This is a genomic window from Rheinheimera texasensis DSM 17496, from assembly GCF_000711985.1.
GTDB lineage: Bacteria > Pseudomonadota > Gammaproteobacteria > Enterobacterales > Alteromonadaceae > Pararheinheimera > Pararheinheimera texasensis.
On record NZ_JONU01000007.1, the window covers coordinates 431,172 to 447,896 of the forward strand.

The 16,725-nt window shown below is 51.0% G+C and carries 18 protein-coding genes; 3 read left to right on the top strand and 15 right to left on the bottom strand.

Going from position 1 to position 16,725, the window contains the following annotated elements:
- Window positions 1-102: 102 nt before the first annotated feature.
- The 7 genes from acpP to yceD all read right to left on the bottom strand — a co-directional run bounded on the left by acpP (window position 103) and on the right by yceD (window position 4,901).
- On the bottom strand, window positions 103-339 hold the full coding sequence (gene acpP / locus Q399_RS0101955) for an acyl carrier protein (RefSeq protein ID WP_031564929.1): 237 nt from the start codon (window positions 337-339) through the stop codon (window positions 103-105).
- A gap of 126 nt (window positions 340-465) precedes the next feature.
- Window positions 466-1,209, bottom strand: coding sequence for a 3-oxoacyl-ACP reductase FabG (gene fabG, locus Q399_RS0101960; protein ID WP_245612804.1), 744 nt, complete (start codon window positions 1,207-1,209; stop codon window positions 466-468).
- Window positions 1,210-1,217: 8 nt separating this feature from the next.
- Window positions 1,218-2,156 carry an ACP S-malonyltransferase gene (fabD, locus tag Q399_RS0101965; RefSeq protein ID WP_031564931.1) on the bottom strand — a complete coding sequence of 313 codons (939 nt, stop codon included), beginning with the start codon at window positions 2,154-2,156 and terminating at the stop codon, window positions 1,218-1,220.
- 24 nt (window positions 2,157-2,180) lie between these two features.
- Window positions 2,181-3,140 (bottom strand): beta-ketoacyl-ACP synthase III, encoded by a 960-nt coding sequence (locus Q399_RS0101970; RefSeq protein WP_031564933.1) that lies wholly within the window; start codon window positions 3,138-3,140, stop codon window positions 2,181-2,183.
- A 6-nt stretch (window positions 3,141-3,146) separates the two neighbouring features.
- Window positions 3,147-4,187 carry a phosphate acyltransferase PlsX gene (gene plsX, locus Q399_RS0101975; RefSeq protein ID WP_211253146.1) on the bottom strand — a complete coding sequence of 347 codons (1,041 nt, stop codon included), beginning with the start codon at window positions 4,185-4,187 and terminating at the stop codon, window positions 3,147-3,149.
- Window positions 4,188-4,193: 6 nt separating this feature from the next.
- Window positions 4,194-4,358 carry a 50S ribosomal protein L32 gene (rpmF, locus tag Q399_RS0101980; RefSeq protein ID WP_031564938.1) on the bottom strand — a complete coding sequence of 55 codons (165 nt, stop codon included), beginning with the start codon at window positions 4,356-4,358 and terminating at the stop codon, window positions 4,194-4,196.
- A gap of 18 nt (window positions 4,359-4,376) precedes the next feature.
- A complete protein-coding gene (gene yceD / locus Q399_RS0101985; protein WP_031564940.1) occupies window positions 4,377-4,901 on the bottom strand; it encodes a 23S rRNA accumulation protein YceD in 525 nt (174 codons plus the stop codon).
- 143 nt (window positions 4,902-5,044) lie between these two features.
- On the opposite strand from yceD, the gene Q399_RS0101990 reads away from it, so the two are divergent.
- Window positions 5,045-5,650, top strand: coding sequence for a Maf family protein (locus Q399_RS0101990; protein ID WP_031564942.1), 606 nt, complete (start codon window positions 5,045-5,047; stop codon window positions 5,648-5,650).
- Window positions 5,651-5,678: 28 nt separating this feature from the next.
- Here the strand turns inward: Q399_RS0101990 and Q399_RS0101995 are convergent, their stop codons facing one another.
- Complete coding sequence (locus tag Q399_RS0101995) at window positions 5,679-6,326, bottom strand: HAD-IIIA family hydrolase (RefSeq protein WP_031564944.1); 648 nt, start codon at window positions 6,324-6,326, stop codon at window positions 5,679-5,681.
- Between the two features lie 13 nt (window positions 6,327-6,339).
- Window positions 6,340-7,296 carry a 23S rRNA pseudouridine(955/2504/2580) synthase RluC gene (rluC, locus tag Q399_RS0102000; protein WP_031564946.1) on the bottom strand — a complete coding sequence of 319 codons (957 nt, stop codon included), beginning with the start codon at window positions 7,294-7,296 and terminating at the stop codon, window positions 6,340-6,342.
- 495 nt (window positions 7,297-7,791) lie between these two features.
- Between rluC and rne the strand changes: the two genes are divergently transcribed.
- A complete protein-coding gene (gene rne, locus Q399_RS0102005) occupies window positions 7,792-10,878 on the top strand; it encodes a ribonuclease E (protein ID WP_031564948.1) in 3,087 nt (1,028 codons plus the stop codon).
- Between the two features lie 84 nt (window positions 10,879-10,962).
- On the opposite strand, the gene Q399_RS20945 is transcribed toward rne, so the two are convergent.
- The 5 genes from Q399_RS20945 to Q399_RS0102030 form a co-directional block, all read right to left on the bottom strand.
- Window positions 10,963-12,012, bottom strand: a complete 1,050-nt coding sequence (locus Q399_RS20945) for an alpha/beta fold hydrolase (RefSeq protein WP_084164041.1) — start codon at window positions 12,010-12,012, stop codon at window positions 10,963-10,965.
- On the bottom strand, window positions 12,000-12,551 hold the full coding sequence (locus tag Q399_RS0102015) for an NADPH-dependent FMN reductase (protein WP_245612805.1): 552 nt from the start codon (window positions 12,549-12,551) through the stop codon (window positions 12,000-12,002). Before Q399_RS0102015 ends, Q399_RS20945 begins: the two co-directional genes overlap by 13 nt.
- On the bottom strand, window positions 12,548-12,991 hold the full coding sequence (locus tag Q399_RS21335; RefSeq protein WP_051685673.1) for a hypothetical protein: 444 nt from the start codon (window positions 12,989-12,991) through the stop codon (window positions 12,548-12,550). The genes Q399_RS0102015 and Q399_RS21335 overlap by 4 nt, the downstream gene beginning before the upstream one ends.
- A 118-nt stretch (window positions 12,992-13,109) precedes the next feature.
- On the bottom strand, window positions 13,110-13,949 hold the full coding sequence (locus tag Q399_RS20955) for a hypothetical protein (RefSeq protein WP_051685674.1): 840 nt from the start codon (window positions 13,947-13,949) through the stop codon (window positions 13,110-13,112).
- Between the two features lie 3 nt (window positions 13,950-13,952).
- Window positions 13,953-14,639 carry a class I SAM-dependent methyltransferase gene (locus tag Q399_RS0102030; protein WP_031564963.1) on the bottom strand — a complete coding sequence of 229 codons (687 nt, stop codon included), beginning with the start codon at window positions 14,637-14,639 and terminating at the stop codon, window positions 13,953-13,955.
- Window positions 14,640-14,776: 137 nt separating this feature from the next.
- On the opposite strand from Q399_RS0102030, the gene Q399_RS0102035 reads away from it, so the two are divergent.
- Entirely contained in the window at window positions 14,777-15,880 is a 1,104-nt protein-coding gene (locus tag Q399_RS0102035; protein ID WP_031564964.1) for a phosphoribosylaminoimidazolesuccinocarboxamide synthase, read from the top strand.
- 68 nt (window positions 15,881-15,948) lie between these two features.
- Here Q399_RS0102035 and Q399_RS0102040 read toward each other — a convergent pair whose 3' ends face one another.
- A complete protein-coding gene (locus Q399_RS0102040; RefSeq protein ID WP_031564965.1) occupies window positions 15,949-16,710 on the bottom strand; it encodes an SDR family oxidoreductase in 762 nt (253 codons plus the stop codon).
- Window positions 16,711-16,725: the final 15 nt, after the last annotated feature.

Here is a 16,725-nt window from a genome sequence, read left to right on the forward strand (position 1 = left end):
CAACCTGAAGTTGTTTGCAATCCTGCGGATTTTCACCGCTACAAATAAAAACGGGTAGCCTGCGCTACCCGTCTGCATCGCGCCTGGCGATGACCTCACGCCTTATTCAGCGTGGGCTTTGATGTAATCGATAGCAGATTGTACTGTCGTGATTTTTTCTGCTTCTTCATCAGGAATTTCGGTATCGAATTCTTCTTCCAGCGCCATGACCAGTTCAACTGTGTCTAATGAATCAGCGCCCAGATCGTCAACAAAAGAAGCTTCGTGTTTTACGTCTTCTTCTTTAACGCCTAACTGTTCGATGATAATTTTCTTAACGCGTTCTTCGATGTTGCTCATCTTTTCTTCCTTTTTCTCATATAAATCGCAACAATTCGTGCAATTTTGTGTGGCGGCTAGTTTAGTGGTTCACTCAGATCGATGCAAGCCATGCGTTTGGCATTTCCTGCTGGTCAAACCTGATATTTAAACCATATACATGCCGCCGTTAACGTGAATCGTTTCACCGGTAATATACGCGGCCTGGTTCGATGCCAGGAACGCGACAGTGGCCGCAATTTCTTCAGGTTGTCCCAGACGATTCGCCGGTACCTGACCAAAGATCGCTTGTTTTTGTTCTTCTGTCAGCTCCTTAGTCATATCGGTATCGATAAAACCAGGGGCAACAGCGTTGACAGTTATACCACGAGACGCCACTTCTTTCGCAAGAGATTTTGTAAATCCAAGCACACCGGCTTTGGCTGCTGCGTAGTTGGTTTGACCGGCATTGCCCATAGAACCCACCACTGAACCAATAGTGATAATACGGCCAAAGCGCTTCTTCATCATGGTGCGCATGACGGCTTTACTCATGCGGAACACGGACGTCAGATTGGTCTGAATGATATCAAACCATTCTTCATCTTTCATCCGCATTAACAGATTATCACGGGTGATGCCGGCATTATTGACGAGGATATCGATATCACCAAAATTGGTTTTGATGGTTTCTAGGCATTGTTCAATCGATTCTGCGCTGGCGACATCAAGCACCAGGCCCTGGCCTGCGCCTAAATAATCGCTGATAGCCTGGGCACCTTTTTCACTGGTAGCAGTACCAATCACTTTGGCGCCAAGTGCGGCCAGCTGTTCTGCGATGGCCCGGCCAATACCACGGCTCGCACCGGTCACCAACGCGACTTTGCCTTCCAGAGAGATAAAAGCAGTCATAAAAATCCTTATTCCTTCGCTGCCAGCGCAGCTTGTAACGACGCAACATCGTTGACCGACGTTGTCACTAATTCTCTATTTATACGTTTGATTAAACCGCTCAGCACTTTGCCGGCACCCAGTTCAATCACTTCGGTGACACCCTGAGCGGCCAGATATTCAATGGTTTCAGTCCAGCGCACCGGGCTGAATAATTGCCGGACCAAAGCGTCCTGAATGGCTGCTGCATCAGTAGAGACAGTGACATCGACATTATTCACTACCGAAATGACAGGCACATTAAAATCAAGCGTTTGTAAATCTTTGGCAAGCTGTTCGGCGGCCGGGCGCATCAGCGCGCAGTGGCTTGGCACACTGACTGGCAACGGCAAAGCACGTTTGGCGCCTGCAGCTTTACAAAGCTCATTGGCGCGTTCAACGGCGGCTTTGTGACCGGCGATCACCACCTGGCCCGGCGAGTTGTAGTTCACCGGCGACACCACTTCACCCTGGCCAGCTTCTTCACAAGCTTTGGCAATCAAAGCGTCGTCGAGACCAATAATGGCGGACATAGCACCAGTGCCGGTTGGTACTGCGCTTTGCATATACTGACCGCGTTTTTCCACCAGTTTAACTGCATCAACCAGGGTCAGTACACCGGCACAAACCAGCGCCGAATATTCACCTAAAGAATGACCTGCCAGATAAGCTGGCGTCGCACCACCCTGTTGTTGCCATAAACGCCATACGGCCACTGACGCAGTTAACAGCGCAGGTTGGGTACGGTGCGTTTCATTTAAATCAGCTTCCGGGCCATTCGCGATTAACGCCCAAAGATCATAACCCAGTGCCGCAGATGCTTCGGCAAAAGTGTCACGGACCAGCGGAAATTCCGCATAAAGATCTGCCATCATGCCCACAGTTTGTGAGCCCTGACCAGGGAATACCAATGCAAGTTTTTGATTCATTGTTCTGCTCTGCAATGTATGAGATTAATAACGCACTAAGGCTGATGCCCAGGCAAATCCACCACCAAAGGCTTCCAGCAATAAAGTCTGACCGCGCTTAATGCGACCATCCCGTACCGCTTCATCAAGCGCAGTTGGCACTGTCGCCGCAGACGTATTGCCATAACGATCCAGGTTAATCACCACCTGATCCATCGACATATCAAGTTTACGTGCGACCGCAGAGATGATCCGCAGGTTGGCCTGATGCGGCACCAGCCAGTCAATTTGCGATTTATCGAGATTATTGGCCGCAAGTGTTTGCTCAACAACTTCCGATAATTTAGTGACGGCAACTTTAAATACGTCATTGCCTTTCATTGAGCCCCAGCTTTCGTGGACTGAAGCCTCAACGCCACGACGTGGATTGTCGACATACAGTAATTCGGAGTACTTGCCGTCGGCATGAATATGGGTGGATAAAATGCCTGGTTGTTCAGAGGCTTCCAGCACCACTGCACCAGCTGCATCACCAAACAAAATGACCATAGAACGGTCTTCCGGGCTTACCAGTTGTGATAGGCAATCGGCACCAATCACCAGTACGCGCTTTGCCATGCCACCTTTAATGTACTGATCAGCAATACTCAGGGCATAACAAAACCCGGCACAGGCTGCGGCGATATCAAAAGCAGGAATACCAGGAATATCCAGCTCACGCTGCACTTCACAGGCAGCACTGGGTAAAGCGCGCGACGCACTGGTAGTTGCCAGTACAATCATATCAATGGAGTTTTTATCGATGCCGGCAGCCTCGATGGCTTTGCGTGCGGCTTGTGTGCTCATGGTGGCAACAGTTTCATCTTCACCAATGATACGACGTTCGCGGATCCCTGTGCGTTCGATAATCCATTCGTCGGTGGTTTCCACCATATCTTCCAGATCCGCATTGGTGCGGATTTGCGCCGGGAAATAACTGCCGGTGCCTATAATGCGAGAATACATGCAGACCTACGCTTTATCGATTAATAGGTGTTCCAACCGGTCTTTTATTTTTGCGGGCACCTGGCGTTCAACCTCGCGCACCGCCTGCCGGATGGCACTGAGAAATGCTTCTTTTGTCGCATTTCCATGACTTTTCACTACAATTCCGCGCAATCCTATCAGACTTGCACCGTTATAGTGGTCGGGGTTCACACCTGTTCCGATGCTTTTTAGCAGAGGTTTGATCATCCAGCCGAATAAATGCGCAGACATACTGTTTTTCAACGCAAATTCAAAGCGTTTAATGATGAGTTTGGCGACACCTTCGCAGGTTTTTAATGCCACATTGCCAACAAAACCATCACAGACGATGACATCAGCTTTGCCGGAAAAGATATCGTTGCCTTCGATATAGCCGATGTAATTGATATCAGCGCATTCAGACAACAATAAAGAGGTGCGTTTAATCTGGTCCGAGCCTTTGATTTCCTCTTCGCCCATATTAAGCAAAGCGACTTTCGGCTGCTGAATAGACTCCACTTCTTCCGCCATCACCGCGCCCATCACAGCAAACTGAAACAGCGTGTCGGAATCACAGTTGACGGTCGCACCGAGGTCCAGCATAAATACCGGGCTACCCGCTGTAGTCGGCAAGGCACTGATTAATGCTGGTCTTTCGATACCATTGAGCATCTTCAGCACATAATGCGCCATGGCTATCAAAGCCCCGGTGTTACCGGCACTGACACAAGCCTGGACTTTTTGCTGGTCAACCAAATCCAGCGCCACGCGCATCGAAGAATCACGTTTGGTGCGAAGCGCAACAGAAGGCTTGTCAGTCATCAGCACTTGCTGACTGGCGTGTTGAATTTGTAATTGTGGGTGTTCGGCATAACCGGCATCGGTTAACGCTTGTCGGATTGCTACCGCGTCGCCAACGAGAATGAGGTCTAGCAGGGGATTTTCAGACACAGCGTCGATGGCTGCAGGAATAGTAGATAGGGGGCCATGATCGCCCCCCATCATATCTAACGCAATTTTAAGTCTGGCTGGTTGCACTTGGTGCACCGGGACTTATTTTACTTTGCGGCCTTTGTAGAAACCGTCAGCAGTAATGTGGTGACGACGATGCGTTTCACCGGTAGTTGCGTCAACTGACAGCGTTGGGCCAGTCAGCGCGTCGTGTGAACGACGCATGTCGCGGCGGGCGCGAGATTTTTTGTTCTGTTGTACAGCCATGGTCTTTCTCCTAAAAAATCACTTTTTCTTCAATTCTTGCAGAATTGCAAATGGATTCGGTTTCTCTGGTTCCGGCTCTATTTCGCCCCAGCTCATCTGCACTTTGTTGGAGTCGCATTGACCTTCATCGTGCATTGGAAACAGTGGCAAAGCCAGAATTAATTCGTCCTCAACCAATTGCCGCAGGTTCACTTCGCCGTGTTCGTCAGTTTCGACCACGTCGTAGCGTTGTGGAATCTCTTCTTGAGCCGAATCATCCCCTTTAATCGGGGTATATGCAAAACTGCTGTCTATGTGCATTGTCATATCATCGCCACAACGTTCGCAACGGACCTGGACAGTACAGTGGGCTTCACCCTCTATATAGACCAGACCTTGCTCGTCATTGCCGCAATGAATAACGACAGCAACATCACCATCTGTCATCACAAGCTGCTCTGACAAACGCGTCAGATTTTGCAGCGGCAGGACTCCGTCAAAACTGCTGCGCTTTTGCGCGGCACGGGCGGGATCGATGGTAATTGGTATTTTAACTTTTTGCATAAGGCGCGCATCATATAGATCGATCCCCTTGCTGTCAAAGGGTTGATCAGACTTTTGTTAACTTTTCTGACGCGAAAATCAAAGAAAAATATTATAGTGCGCAGCATATCATTTGACGACGCAAATCAAACAAAAGGCAGAATATGTCCAAATCATTATGGTTGGCTTCAACATCCATTTACCGCCGCGCTTTATTAGAAAAACTGACTGCACAATTCCAGACCTCTAAACCTGAGGTCGACGAAACACCTTTCGCCGGTGAAACAGCTGAACAACTTGTTTTACGTTTGTCGGCTGCAAAAGCACAGGCAGTTGCTTTGCAGATCACTTCAGCTGCAGAGGGAGCACTAGTCATTGGTTCTGATCAGGTCGCGGTTTTTAACGGCCAAATTCTAGGCAAACCACACACTGAAGAGCGTGCTTTTGCCCAATTACGCAGCTTTAGTGGTCAAGAGGTTCAATTCTTAACCGGCTTGTCAGTAACGGACACCCTAACAAATAAGACCGACACAATCCTCGACCGTTTTATTGTACATTTCCGTGAACTGACAGATGCTGAGATCCACAGTTATATAAAACGCGAACAACCGCTGAATTGTGCAGGCAGTTTTAAATCTGAAGGGCTGGGTATTACTTTGTTTGAACGCTTAGAAGGCGACGACCCAAACAGTCTGATTGGCTTGCCCTTGATAAAACTGCACGCCATGTTAAAGCGCGCTGGGGTGGATTTGCTATTGCATGGCGTATAGCCGGAAGCGGGGTTCTCCCCCGCTATCCTCAACGCAAAATATCTAACAGCGCCGGCAGGTTGTCGATCACCGCATGCGGCGCGAAGGGCGCGAACTCCTGACGGCCATGCACACCATGAGTGACGCCAATCCGGTGCATTCCGATACTATGCGCCATCATCAAATCGTAGCGGGAATCACCAATCATCACTGCCTGCTGCGGGGTCAGTTTTAGTTCGGTCAGAATATGTTCCAGCATTTGCGGATGTGGTTTACTTTGCGCCTCATCGGAACAGCGACTGGTAACAAAATGATGTCCGGTCTTCGTTTCACTGAACATCCGGTCCAAACCGAGACGGGCTTTGCCGGTTGCTACAGCTAACTGATAACCGCGCTGACGTAGTGAGTTGAAGACATGTTCAGCGCCGTCAAACAGCGGTGTCGGCGTGCGGTCTACATTGCTGTAGACATCTTTATAGTGTTCTGACAGTAACTCGCGCTCTGCTGCTGAACTATGTGGAAACAAGGTTTTAAACGCCGGGTCCAGCGATAAACCTATAATCTGTTTTGCCGCATGCTCAGTTGGCACCGGTAGCTCTAGCCGCTGTGCGGCGATCCGAACTGAGTTGACAATCTTGGCAATGGAATCCATCACAGTGCCATCCCAGTCGAAAATCACAACTTTGACATCTTGCATACCGAAAACTGCCCTACTTTTTTTTAACCAGCCTGGTCAGAATTTGACTCAAGGCTTTATCCAGTGGCGCTTCAAACGTCATGCGCTGACCAGACACCGGATGTTCGAAACTGATGAGTTTGGCATGCAAGAACAATCGGTTCAGGCCCAGCCCATTCATCTGACCGGTAAATTCGTTATCGCCGTATTTGTCATCACAGGCAATTGGATGACCATTACAGGCGGTATGGACGCGGATTTGGTGCGTCCGGCCTGTCACCGGAAATGCTTCTAATAAAGTGCCTTCCTCAAAACGTTGTAACACTTTAAAGCGGGTCTCAGATGGTTTCCCGTCACGTTCATCTACCCGCACAATCCGCTCACCACTTTGCAAGGTGTTCTTTTTCAGTGGCTCTGTGACTTTTTTGATTTTACCGTCCCACTGGCCGGCCACTAGTGCCCAATATTTTTTCTCGACGACCTTTAAGCGCAGTTGCTCATGCAATGCAGTCAGGATCGAACGTTTTTTTGCGATTAGCAGACAACCTGAGGTATCGCGATCAAGTCGATGCACCAGCTCTAAAAACTTCGCTTGCGGCCGCAGCGCTCGCAGCGCTTCGATAGCACCAAACTGTAAGCCGCTGCCACCATGCACCGCCATGCCGGTCGGTTTGTTTAATACAATCAGCTCGTTGTCTTCGTACAAAATGTGCGATTCAAGCGTTTTGACTGCGGTCAGCTTGACTGACACCGGGTCAGCCTCTGCAGCCACTACCATCGGCGGCACCCGGACCTGGTCACCAGCCTGTAACTTATATTCAGGCTTGATCCGGCCTTTATTGACCCGAACTTCCCCTTTTCGCAGCACCCGGTAAATAACACTTTTGGGTACACCCTTGAGGCGCGCCAGCAGAAAATTATCGATGCGTTGACCGGCGAATTCTGCATCTACATCAATAAATTGCACCGAGGTTTTTCTTTCTTCTGTCATGCGTATTTGCTGCTACATTTAGGTTGCTAATGCAACTTAATTAATGGGATAATCGACCCGCTAATTGAGCCAAAATGGCCGTTAGGGCGCTCAGAAAGACGTAAGAGAAGCTGTGAGGCACCGGTCGGGACGCAGATCATACCGAATCCGTGGTGAAAACCAACGATTTTATCTTCCCCGCCAACGAATAATGCTCTGTGCAACCAGTAATGTGCGTAATTTATTACTGTTCGAAGCACGACACAGCTGCCAGTTAACTGGGCAACACACAAAAAAGTAAAGCTATAACGCAACGCTGACGCGATGTGTGCAGATTCTCAATGAATGCCAGACCGGCCTGACAACCCAGTTGGTGTTCTGTTTTAAAAACAATTGATAATTAAATCGATTTTCAAGCATTCCAGTCGGGAGACTGCATTTTTATATGTTTGACGTTATCTGACACGCATAGATTGTGCGCGCTGTCGTTGTGGCTGAATGCAAGAGTCAGACACAATGAAAAGAATGCTCATTAATGCGACGCAGGAAGAAGAAATCCGCGTTGCGCTGGTCGATGGCCAGAAATTATACGACCTGGATATTGAAAGCCCGGGCCACGAACAGAAAAAAGCTAATATTTACAAAGGTAAAATCACCCGGGTTGAACCCAGCCTGGAAGCAGCTTTCGTCGATTACGGCGCCGAGCGGCATGGTTTTCTGCCATTAAAAGAAATTTCCCGCGAATATTTCCCATCAGGTTATGCCTTCGACGGTCGCCCGAACATTAAAGAAGTGGTACGCGAAGGTCAGGAAGTCATCATTCAAATCGATAAAGAAGAACGCGGCCAAAAAGGCGCTGCGCTGACCACTTTTATCAGTCTGGCTGGTTCTTACCTGGTGCTGATGCCGAACAACCCGCGCGCCGGTGGCATTTCCCGCCGCATTGAAGGCGATGAACGGCAGGAATTAAAAGACTCGTTAGGTCAGCTTGAAATGCCAGACGGCATGGGGTTGATTGTCCGCACTGCCGGTGTTGGCAAATCATACGAAGAGCTGGATTACGACTTAAAAGCGCTGATGAAGCATTGGTCAGCCATCACCACAGAAGCACAAAACCGCCCTGCACCATTCCTGATCCATCAGGAAAGCAACGTGGTCTTTCGCGCCATCCGTGACTATCTGCGCCGCGATGTCGGTGAGATCCTGATCGACAACCCGCGTATTTTCGAAGAAGCCAAACTCTATATCCAGCAGTTCCGCCCGGACTTCGCCCACCGTGTAAAAATGTATCAGGGCGAAACGCCACTGTTTATGCATTATCAAATCGAAACGCAAATTGAATCTGCGTTCCGCCGCGAAGTGCGTCTGCCAAGTGGCGGCTCTATCGTGATCGATTCAACCGAAGCCTTAACCGCCATTGATATCAACTCATCAAAAGCGACCAAAGGCGGCGATATCGAAGAAACCGCTTTTAACACCAACCTGGAAGCTGCCGATGAAATCGCCCGCCAGTTACGTTTACGTGACTTAGGTGGTTTGATCGTCATCGACTTCATCGATATGACGCCAGTCCGGCATCAGCGTGAAGTGGAAAACCGCTTAAAAGAAGCAGTGAAACAAGACCGCGCCCGCGTGCAAATCGGCCGCATCTCCCGCTTTGGTTTGCTGGAAATGTCGCGTCAGCGCCTGCGGCCGTCATTAGGTGAATCCGCGACGCATGTCTGCCCACGCTGTCACGGTCGCGGCACTATCCGCAGTACTGAGTCATCTGCATTGTCTATTTTACGTTTAATCGAAGAAGAAGCGATTAAAGACAACACCAGCCAAATCCATGCGCAGGTGCCGGTTTCAGTCGCTACCTACCTGATGAACGAAAAACGTGAATCTATTCGCCGCATTGAGGCCCGTCATGGCATTCGGATCTTCATTATCCCGAATGAGCATTATGAGACGCCGCATTACGAAGTAACGCGGATCCGTATTGACGAAGAAATCGAAGAGTCCAGCTACAATCTGGTGAAGGCGCCGGCGGTGACCAATACGCTGTATCACCCGGTGTCTGATGCAGTGAAGGAAAAACCGGCGATTGCTGCCATTTCAATGACTGAAGCACCAGCCCCGGTAGCTGTGCCAGTGGTTAAAACCGACGCTGCACCGGCAGCACCAGAAGCTGCAGAAACTGGTTTGTTGGCCAAAGTCGGTGCTTTCTTTAAATCTTTGTTTGGTGCACCAACACCGGTGCCAGAAGTGAAAGCAGAAGCGCCACAGCGCCGGCAGAATAACCGCGACAGTCGTAACCGCCGCGGCGGCCGTGATAACCGCGATGGCCGCACCGATAACCGTCAGGACAACCGCGATGGTCAAAAACGCCGCGCTGAACAGGATGACAGCCGGAATGAAGGCCGCCAGCCACGCCAGGACCGTAACGACAAACCACGCAACACCCGTCCGGAACAAAAAGCCGACCGCCCAGAACGTGCTGAGCGCCCTGAGCGCACTGAACGCCTGGATAAAAAACCTCAGGGCGAGAAAGCACCACGTCCGGCTCCAGTGATTGATGCTGATGATGAAGTTCCATCATCAAGCAAAGTTGCCGAGCGTCGTCAGCGCCGTAATATGCGTAAATCTGTGCGCCTGGACAAACAGCAACAGGCTGAACAAGGTGTGGAAACAGAACTGCAGATCGTTGCAGAACCTGTAGCCGTGGTTGTGGCGCCGGCTGAACAGCCCGTGCTCGCAGTTGCAACTGATATCGCCGCTGAGCCAGTCACAACTGACATCAGCGCTGAAGCATCAGACAGCCAGGCAGAAGTCGCTGATGCAGCTAACGGCGAAAACCGCAGCCGCAGCCGCCGCTCACCACGCCATCTGCGTGCCGCTGGTCAGAAACGCAAAAAAGAGCAGCAACAAGGCGAATCGGATGATGCCGTAGATGCCCGTTATCCTGAAGAAGATGTCGTCAGTACTGAACAGCAATTAGACTTGCCAATCGCTGCTGAAGCCGCTGAATCGACAGTTCCAGTCAGTGCAGAAGTTGTAGTCGCTGCAGCAGAAGAAATTACTGCAATCGAAGCATCTGCTGCTGAAGCTGCACCGGCAAAACCACGCCGTCAGCGTCAGCGCGAGCCGAAGGTGGTTGAAGCCGCAGAAGCTGCCGTCACCGACGTTGTTGCAGATGAACCGGTCGCAGAAATAGGCGTTGCGGCAGAGCCTGCAACAACAACTGTGGAAGCCACTGCGCCTGAAGCACCTGTCGCTGCCATCGACGCTGCAGTCGCAACGCCAGTTGAAACTGTTATTGAACAAGCACCAGCAGTTGCAGCCCAAGCTGTCGCTCCAGTTGTCGAAGTTGCTGTGATGGAAGCCCCTGCGGCAGCACCAGCACCAGTCTCGGCGCCGGCTCCGGCTGCCAAAGCGAACCGGTATGGCAATATGGTGGTTGCAACTATGACTAAACCAGTCGCGGTTGTTGACGACAGCCCGGCAGTGGTGCCGCAAGGCGTGCAATATGAAGTCAAAGCCACAGTAGAAGGCACTGCAGGTTCTGCCTCAGCCCGCCAGTCTGCCGCTGCGCCTATGACGAAGCCGCCTGCAGTAGAATAATCTCTGGGTAAAGATGAAGAGCCAGCTATTGCTGGCTCTTTTTTTGTCAGTTTTTCTTAACCTAAGTCACGTTTCAGAGTGCTGCTATCTATCTTCAGCAATAAAACCGAAGATTTTCTTCAATGCCTGATCGCGAATACTATCCGCTTCAAACAACAACTCATGTTTTGCGCCGGCAAAATTCTCGACCTTTCCGCCAAAGCAAAGTGGCCCTAATTCCTGACAAAACTGTTGCTGCGCACTATTACTGACGGCCTGTTCAGCACCTGATTGTAATATCAACACCGGTGTTTTGATCTGTTGGGCTAACTGCGACATTTGCTCTGCAACAGCACAAGCCTGCGACAACCAGGCCCACGTCGGGCCACCCAGCTGCAACTGCGGTTGTTGCTGATACAAATCCCTAAATAACTGATAACGCGTTTTAGAGCTGGTCAGAATATTGTCGGCAAAAGTCTGATCAAAGGGATATGGCTGAGCCACAAAACCGGCATAACAGTCCGGACAAGTCCACTCGAAAGCTGCTGCCAGATAACACCCATCCTGTTCAGAAAACGCCACTGTGGCATTTGGCGCTATCATTGGCGACGTCAGCACAGCACGCTGAAACAACGCGGGTTGCTGCGCCAGTAGCTGCACAGCGACAGCACCGCCCATCGAATGCGCTAACAGATTGAGTGGTAACTGGGTCTGAGCTTTGACCACTTCGGCAATAAATTGCTGCTGGTCCTTGCTATATAACGCGAAATCCGTGATGTGGCCTTTATGCGGGTCTTCAAGCTCACGGGGAGACAAGCCCTGACCGCGATGGTCCAGACTAAACACCGCCACACCTTTCGAGGCTAAATCAAAATAAAGCTCCTGGTATTTCAGATAAGCTTCGGTCCGGCCTTGCACTAATAACAGCGCATATTTGGCCTGTGGCGGTATCACGTAGGCGTAAGCCAGCTGAGAGCCATCCGGTGTCTTTATGCTGCCGGTCTTGACCTGTTGCTGCCAAAAGGACTGGATCTCGGTTGGATAGCGCGTCGACAGCGTGCTTTCCGGCACAGCAGCAACTTGCATTGCAACGACAGACAAAGCCAGTCCAATCAAAGTTTGCTTAAACCGACGGGCCTGCATCATTTTTTGCATCTTAAAACCAGCGCCTGTAAAGCAACCAACTGCGCCTGCATGGTGGCGCGGATTTTGTCATCCTGCAGTGCGCCGTCGGCGGCAAACACACCACTGAAAGCATTGACGAACACTTCAGGTTTATTGACAAAATGCAGGTCCAGATACACACCGACCTGACGCAAATGATATTGTGCCCGTGAGGTGCCCATACCACCGCCAGCGCCCATGATGGCTGCGGCTTTACCTGCCAGCAGGCGGTTGTCTGGCTCCCGCGAAGCCCAATCCAACGCATTTTTTAGCGCCGGCGCCAGCGAATAATTGTATTCCGGGCAAGCAAAGACAAAACCATCGGCTTGTTCCATCGCTGCTAATAACGTGGTTACAGCAGGCGGCTTGGACGTCAGGTCCGCATTAAAGAAGGGTACTTCGGTTAAATCCGCAATTTGGAGACTAACTTCAGCCGGCAGCAATTGCTGAGCTGTTTTTAATAAAGTCATGTTGTGTGACGCCTTACGCAGGCTGCCACAAATACCCAGTAAACGAATCTCCACCATCATTGTTCTCCTTCAGGGGGCAACACAGATTGTGCAAAACGTTGTTTTAGCGCCCACCAGCTCGACAATGTCACCAGTGGGATTGTGGTAAGGCTCAGCGCCATCAGCCACATCGGATGCGGCAGCAGATAAAAATTCGAGACGGCGCCTAAAAAGACCAGAATACCGATGGCCAGGGCAAAACGGCCGCGGCAACGGCCGGCCAACAAGGTGGCAGCGGTCAGGCCGGTAAAAATACCAAGTAACCAGCCAGCCAGCACTAACAATAAAGCACCTACAGGTAACTGTTTTAAATAGGCGGAAACGGCAGAACTGTCCTGCCAGTCGAGTCCAACCGGTGCGCGGTACAGAATATGACCAAGCTGCTCCACCGCAGAAATCGTAAAGAAAGTCACCACCACGCCGGTAAGCAGCGCCAAAATGGTCCTTAACAAGGCTGGCATCGCAAAACTCCTGAAGTCTGAGGTTGCGCTTGCAACAATGTTTTGTTGACTGGCAACAGCTGTTTAATATGCCACTGCAGTATGACGATACTGTGCAGAAATTAGCAAATTTTTGCTGTCAGCTCTGTGACTTAGGCCACAAACAATCAAGGTCTGCCGGCAAAGTCGCAGTGATTTGTCGGTTTTGATCAAGCTTTAGCACCAGCGGCTGACCAGCCAGATCGCCCCGCAACATCGCTTCTGTTAAACGCTGAAACGGCAACATAAACTTCAGCAGAGCAACTTTATCCATACCGACGCCGCGCTGGCGCCATAACTCAGCTTCCTGCTGTTGCCGCCATAAACAGACCGTTGGCCAATCCGGCGCCTGCAGATAAACCATCGGCTGTAACAAAGGCCATAGGGGCTGATAATGCTGTTGTAGCTGCTCATTTTGAAATTGCCGCCAACGCTCCGCACCCGGCAACACATCTAGTGCATTCACCGGCAGAGCCATTTCAGCTTTACTGAGTGGCAAAGCGCCGAGGCACCAGCCTTCAATGATCAGCAGGTCGAAGCCGCACAGCGGCGTATCCGCCACCACATCATCCAGCGCTTTATCAAAACGCGGCAATGCTATTGGCTGACCGGCAAGGTGCGCTGTCAGGTCCTGCTGTAAGCCGTTGATGTGATGAGTACCGGGTACGCCACGTTGGCTCAATAGCGGATGAACCTGGGTTGCCAGTATTTGGCGTTCGTTGCGGCTTAAATAATAATCATCCAGCGACACCACACCAACACGCATACCGCTTTGTTGCAAGGCCTGTTGCAGACTGGCTGCCAGCGTCGTTTTACCAGAGCCCTGCGCACCACTGATGGCGAAAATTTTCAGCTGGCGCTGATGGATAACATCCAGCAATGCCTGCTGCCAGGCCTGGTTAAGCAAACTATTTTTTACTGTAGACTCGCCATGCTGCATGATTTAGCTATAGACCGTTGCGACGCATCTTTGCATTATCACCACATCAGGGCCAATGATTTCGAGACTAAAACCGTCACGCTTTGCCAGCCATTCAAAAGTCTTTGCGTGAAAAAAGCTGACGTGAGTCGGGTCATTTTTATAGTGCCAGCGGGAAAAATCTTCGACCTGTTGTGGCCGAAGTCGTGTCATCAACCCAAGCCAACCACCAGGTTTTAACAAGTCCAGCCAAAGCTGCCACTCTAATGCCGGTTGATAGAAATGCTCTATCGCTTCTGTTGAACAAATGAAATCATACTGACGCTCAAGTAAGGTTGCGTCCGGCGCAAAATACGGGTCGTAATTGCTGACCTGATGTCCACCTTCCTCAAGTAGTAGATACAAAGTCGGCCCTGGGCCTGCACCAAAATCCAGCCCTTGTAGTGCCTGCGGGCCGAGGCGCTGCAACAAAGGCGCCGCCAGCTTGTTGAGGAAATGCCGGTAACCTGCATCACTCGGGTCATTCTGATGCTGCTGGTAGATCGCCAGTTCAGCGTCGTTGCTCAGTAAACTTTGCCGGCTGGCAAATACCAACTGACAGACCGGGCAATGCCAGTATTGGCGTGTTTTATCTGTGTAATAAGGTGTGGTTGCCGGGTGTTGGCATAAAGGGCAGGCATCCGGCTGAACCGGATTGCGTAAGTCTGACATGGAAAACTCCGTCGTCCTGTCTTAAATAATGCTGCCTATCATATCAGAGCGCAGATAAACTGCTGCCACCGATTCAGTTAAAGCGCCCTTTCTGCTACACTCAGGCCCGCCTTTTTTCAGCGACAGAAGAAGTGATCATGACTCTTGCAACTCAGGTCCTGGCGGTCAACGATGATCTGCCGATCCGCACGCATTTACCTGTACATTCCGGCAAAGTCCGCAGTGTTTATTGGCTGACCGAACAGGACAGCGCCCGTCTTATCCGGGAAAAAAATTACCCGGTGCCAGCTGATACCCCGCTCGCCATTATGGTGATCAGTGACCGTATCTCGGCATTTGATTGTATCTGGCAAGGTGAAAACGGCCTGAATGGCGTGCCAGGCAAAGGCGCTGCACTGAATGCAATTTCAAATCACTGGTTCTCGTTATTTAAACAACATGGCTTAGCCGACAGCCATATTCTCGACATCCCGCACCCGCTGGTCTGGATTGTACAAAAAGCCCGGCCGGTGAAAATTGAAGCCATTGCCCGGCAATATATCACCGGCTCCATGTGGCGCGCTTACAGCAAAGGTGAGCGCGAATTCTGTGGCATCACGCTGCCGGAAGGCCTGCAAAAAGAACAAAAGCTGCCGGAAATTCTGATCACACCTTCGACCAAAGGCATTCTGACCGGTCTGGCCGGCGTGCCGGAAGCAGATGACGTCAACATTTCCCGCGCTGACATCGAACGCCATTATCAGGCCTTTGGCTTTGAACAGCTGTCAGACATCGCTTTGTATGAAAAGCTGTTAAAACAAGGCTTTGCCGTGATAAGCGACGCTTTGGCCGCGCTCGACCAGATGTTTGTCGATACCAAATTTGAGTTTGGTTATGTCAAAGACACCCAAGGCAACAGCAAACTGATTTATATGGATGAAGTCGGCACACCGGACAGTTCACGGATTTGGGACGGCGCGTCCTGGCGCGATGGCCAGATTGTTGAGCAGTCCAAAGAAGGCTTCCGCCAGTGGCTGCTGAATCACTTCCCGGATCCGGATATTCTGCTGAACAAAGATCGGATGCCGGAGCGCGTGGCTCTTGCCCGCGACAACCTGTTGCCGACTGAAGTGATGATGGATATTTCACGTACTTACCTCGGCATCGCCGAGAAAGTAATAGGCCGGCGTATTGAATTGTCCGCCAATCCGAAGGCGGAAATTGTTGAAGTGCTGAAACAGCACTACGGTTTAATCGACTGAAGTTGCTGAGTTCAGTGACATCGCACCAAAAAGCCCGCAACAGCGGGCTCTTTTTCGGGGTTTTCTCACTACATCGAAATGCCACCGTCGACCTCAACCACTCGGCCGGTGAAAAAGTCATTTTCGAAGATATATTTGGCGGTGTGCGCAATTTCAGCCGCTTCGCCTAACCGGCCAACCGGCTTCATCGCCACCAACCGGTCACGCGCTTCCGGCTTCATCGCATCGGTCATCGCTGTGCGAATCACGCCCGGCGCAATAGCGCCAACCCGAATGCCATAACGACCCAATTCCCGCGCCCAGGTCACCGTCATCGCAACCACGCCAGCTTTAGATGCGGCGTAATTGGTCTGGCCCATATTACCGCCACGAGCCACGCTCGACATATTGATGATGACGCCTTTGCGGCCGGTTTGAACCATCAGAGCAGCTGCTTCGCGGCCACAGAGGAACACGCCGGTCAGGTTAACATCAATCACAGACTGGAACTGCTGCAGTGGCATTTTGCCGGTGAGCTGACCGTCTTTATATTTCAAAAGCAAGCCATCGCGTAAAATACCGGCGTTATTGATGAGGCCGTCAATACTGCCAAAATCAGCAGCAATAGCGGCGAACGTCTGCTCAACACTGGCTTCATCCGCTACATTCGCGGCATAAGTTTCAACCCGCACACCGTAAGCGCGCAGCTCTGTCGCAGCAGCAGCGAGTTGCTCAGCATTCATATCAATCAGCGCCAGAGCCGCGCCGTTGTCCGCACACATCCGCGCCATTTCGAGGCCAAGGCCCTGTGCGCCGCCAGTGATCACTATGACTTTGTCTTTTAAATTCATCGCGTTAACCTATTT

What these genes read in the sequence shown, in the direction of transcription:
- acpP (WP_031564929.1), bottom strand. Translation starts at nt 339, where the DNA reads ATGAGCAACATCGAAGAACGCGTTAAGAAAATTATCATCGAACAGTTA.
- fabG (WP_245612804.1), bottom strand. Translation starts at nt 1,209, where the DNA reads ATGACTGCTTTTATCTCTCTGGAAGGCAAAGTCGCGTTGGTGACCGGT.
- fabD (WP_031564931.1), bottom strand. Translation starts at nt 2,156, where the DNA reads ATGAATCAAAAACTTGCATTGGTATTCCCTGGTCAGGGCTCACAAACT.
- Q399_RS0101970 (WP_031564933.1), bottom strand. Translation starts at nt 3,140, where the DNA reads ATGTATTCTCGCATTATAGGCACCGGCAGTTATTTCCCGGCGCAAATC.
- rpmF (WP_031564938.1), bottom strand. Translation starts at nt 4,358, where the DNA reads ATGGCTGTACAACAGAACAAAAAATCTCGCGCCCGCCGCGACATGCGT.
- yceD (WP_031564940.1), bottom strand. Translation starts at nt 4,901, where the DNA reads ATGCAAAAAGTTAAAATACCAATTACCATCGATCCCGCCCGTGCCGCG.
- Q399_RS0101990 (WP_031564942.1), top strand. Translation starts at nt 5,045, where the DNA reads ATGTCCAAATCATTATGGTTGGCTTCAACATCCATTTACCGCCGCGCT.
- Q399_RS0101995 (WP_031564944.1), bottom strand. Translation starts at nt 6,326, where the DNA reads ATGCAAGATGTCAAAGTTGTGATTTTCGACTGGGATGGCACTGTGATG.
- rluC (WP_031564946.1), bottom strand. Translation starts at nt 7,296, where the DNA reads ATGACAGAAGAAAGAAAAACCTCGGTGCAATTTATTGATGTAGATGCA.
- rne (WP_031564948.1), top strand. Translation starts at nt 7,792, where the DNA reads ATGAAAAGAATGCTCATTAATGCGACGCAGGAAGAAGAAATCCGCGTT.
- Q399_RS20945 (WP_084164041.1), bottom strand. Translation starts at nt 12,012, where the DNA reads ATGCAAAAAATGATGCAGGCCCGTCGGTTTAAGCAAACTTTGATTGGA.
- Q399_RS0102015 (WP_245612805.1), bottom strand. Translation starts at nt 12,551, where the DNA reads ATGATGGTGGAGATTCGTTTACTGGGTATTTGTGGCAGCCTGCGTAAG.
- Q399_RS21335 (WP_051685673.1), bottom strand. Translation starts at nt 12,991, where the DNA reads ATGCCAGCCTTGTTAAGGACCATTTTGGCGCTGCTTACCGGCGTGGTG.
- Q399_RS20955 (WP_051685674.1), bottom strand. Translation starts at nt 13,949, where the DNA reads ATGCAGCATGGCGAGTCTACAGTAAAAAATAGTTTGCTTAACCAGGCC.
- Q399_RS0102030 (WP_031564963.1), bottom strand. Translation starts at nt 14,639, where the DNA reads ATGTCAGACTTACGCAATCCGGTTCAGCCGGATGCCTGCCCTTTATGC.
- Q399_RS0102035 (WP_031564964.1), top strand. Translation starts at nt 14,777, where the DNA reads ATGACTCTTGCAACTCAGGTCCTGGCGGTCAACGATGATCTGCCGATC.
- Q399_RS0102040 (WP_031564965.1), bottom strand. Translation starts at nt 16,710, where the DNA reads ATGAATTTAAAAGACAAAGTCATAGTGATCACTGGCGGCGCACAGGGC.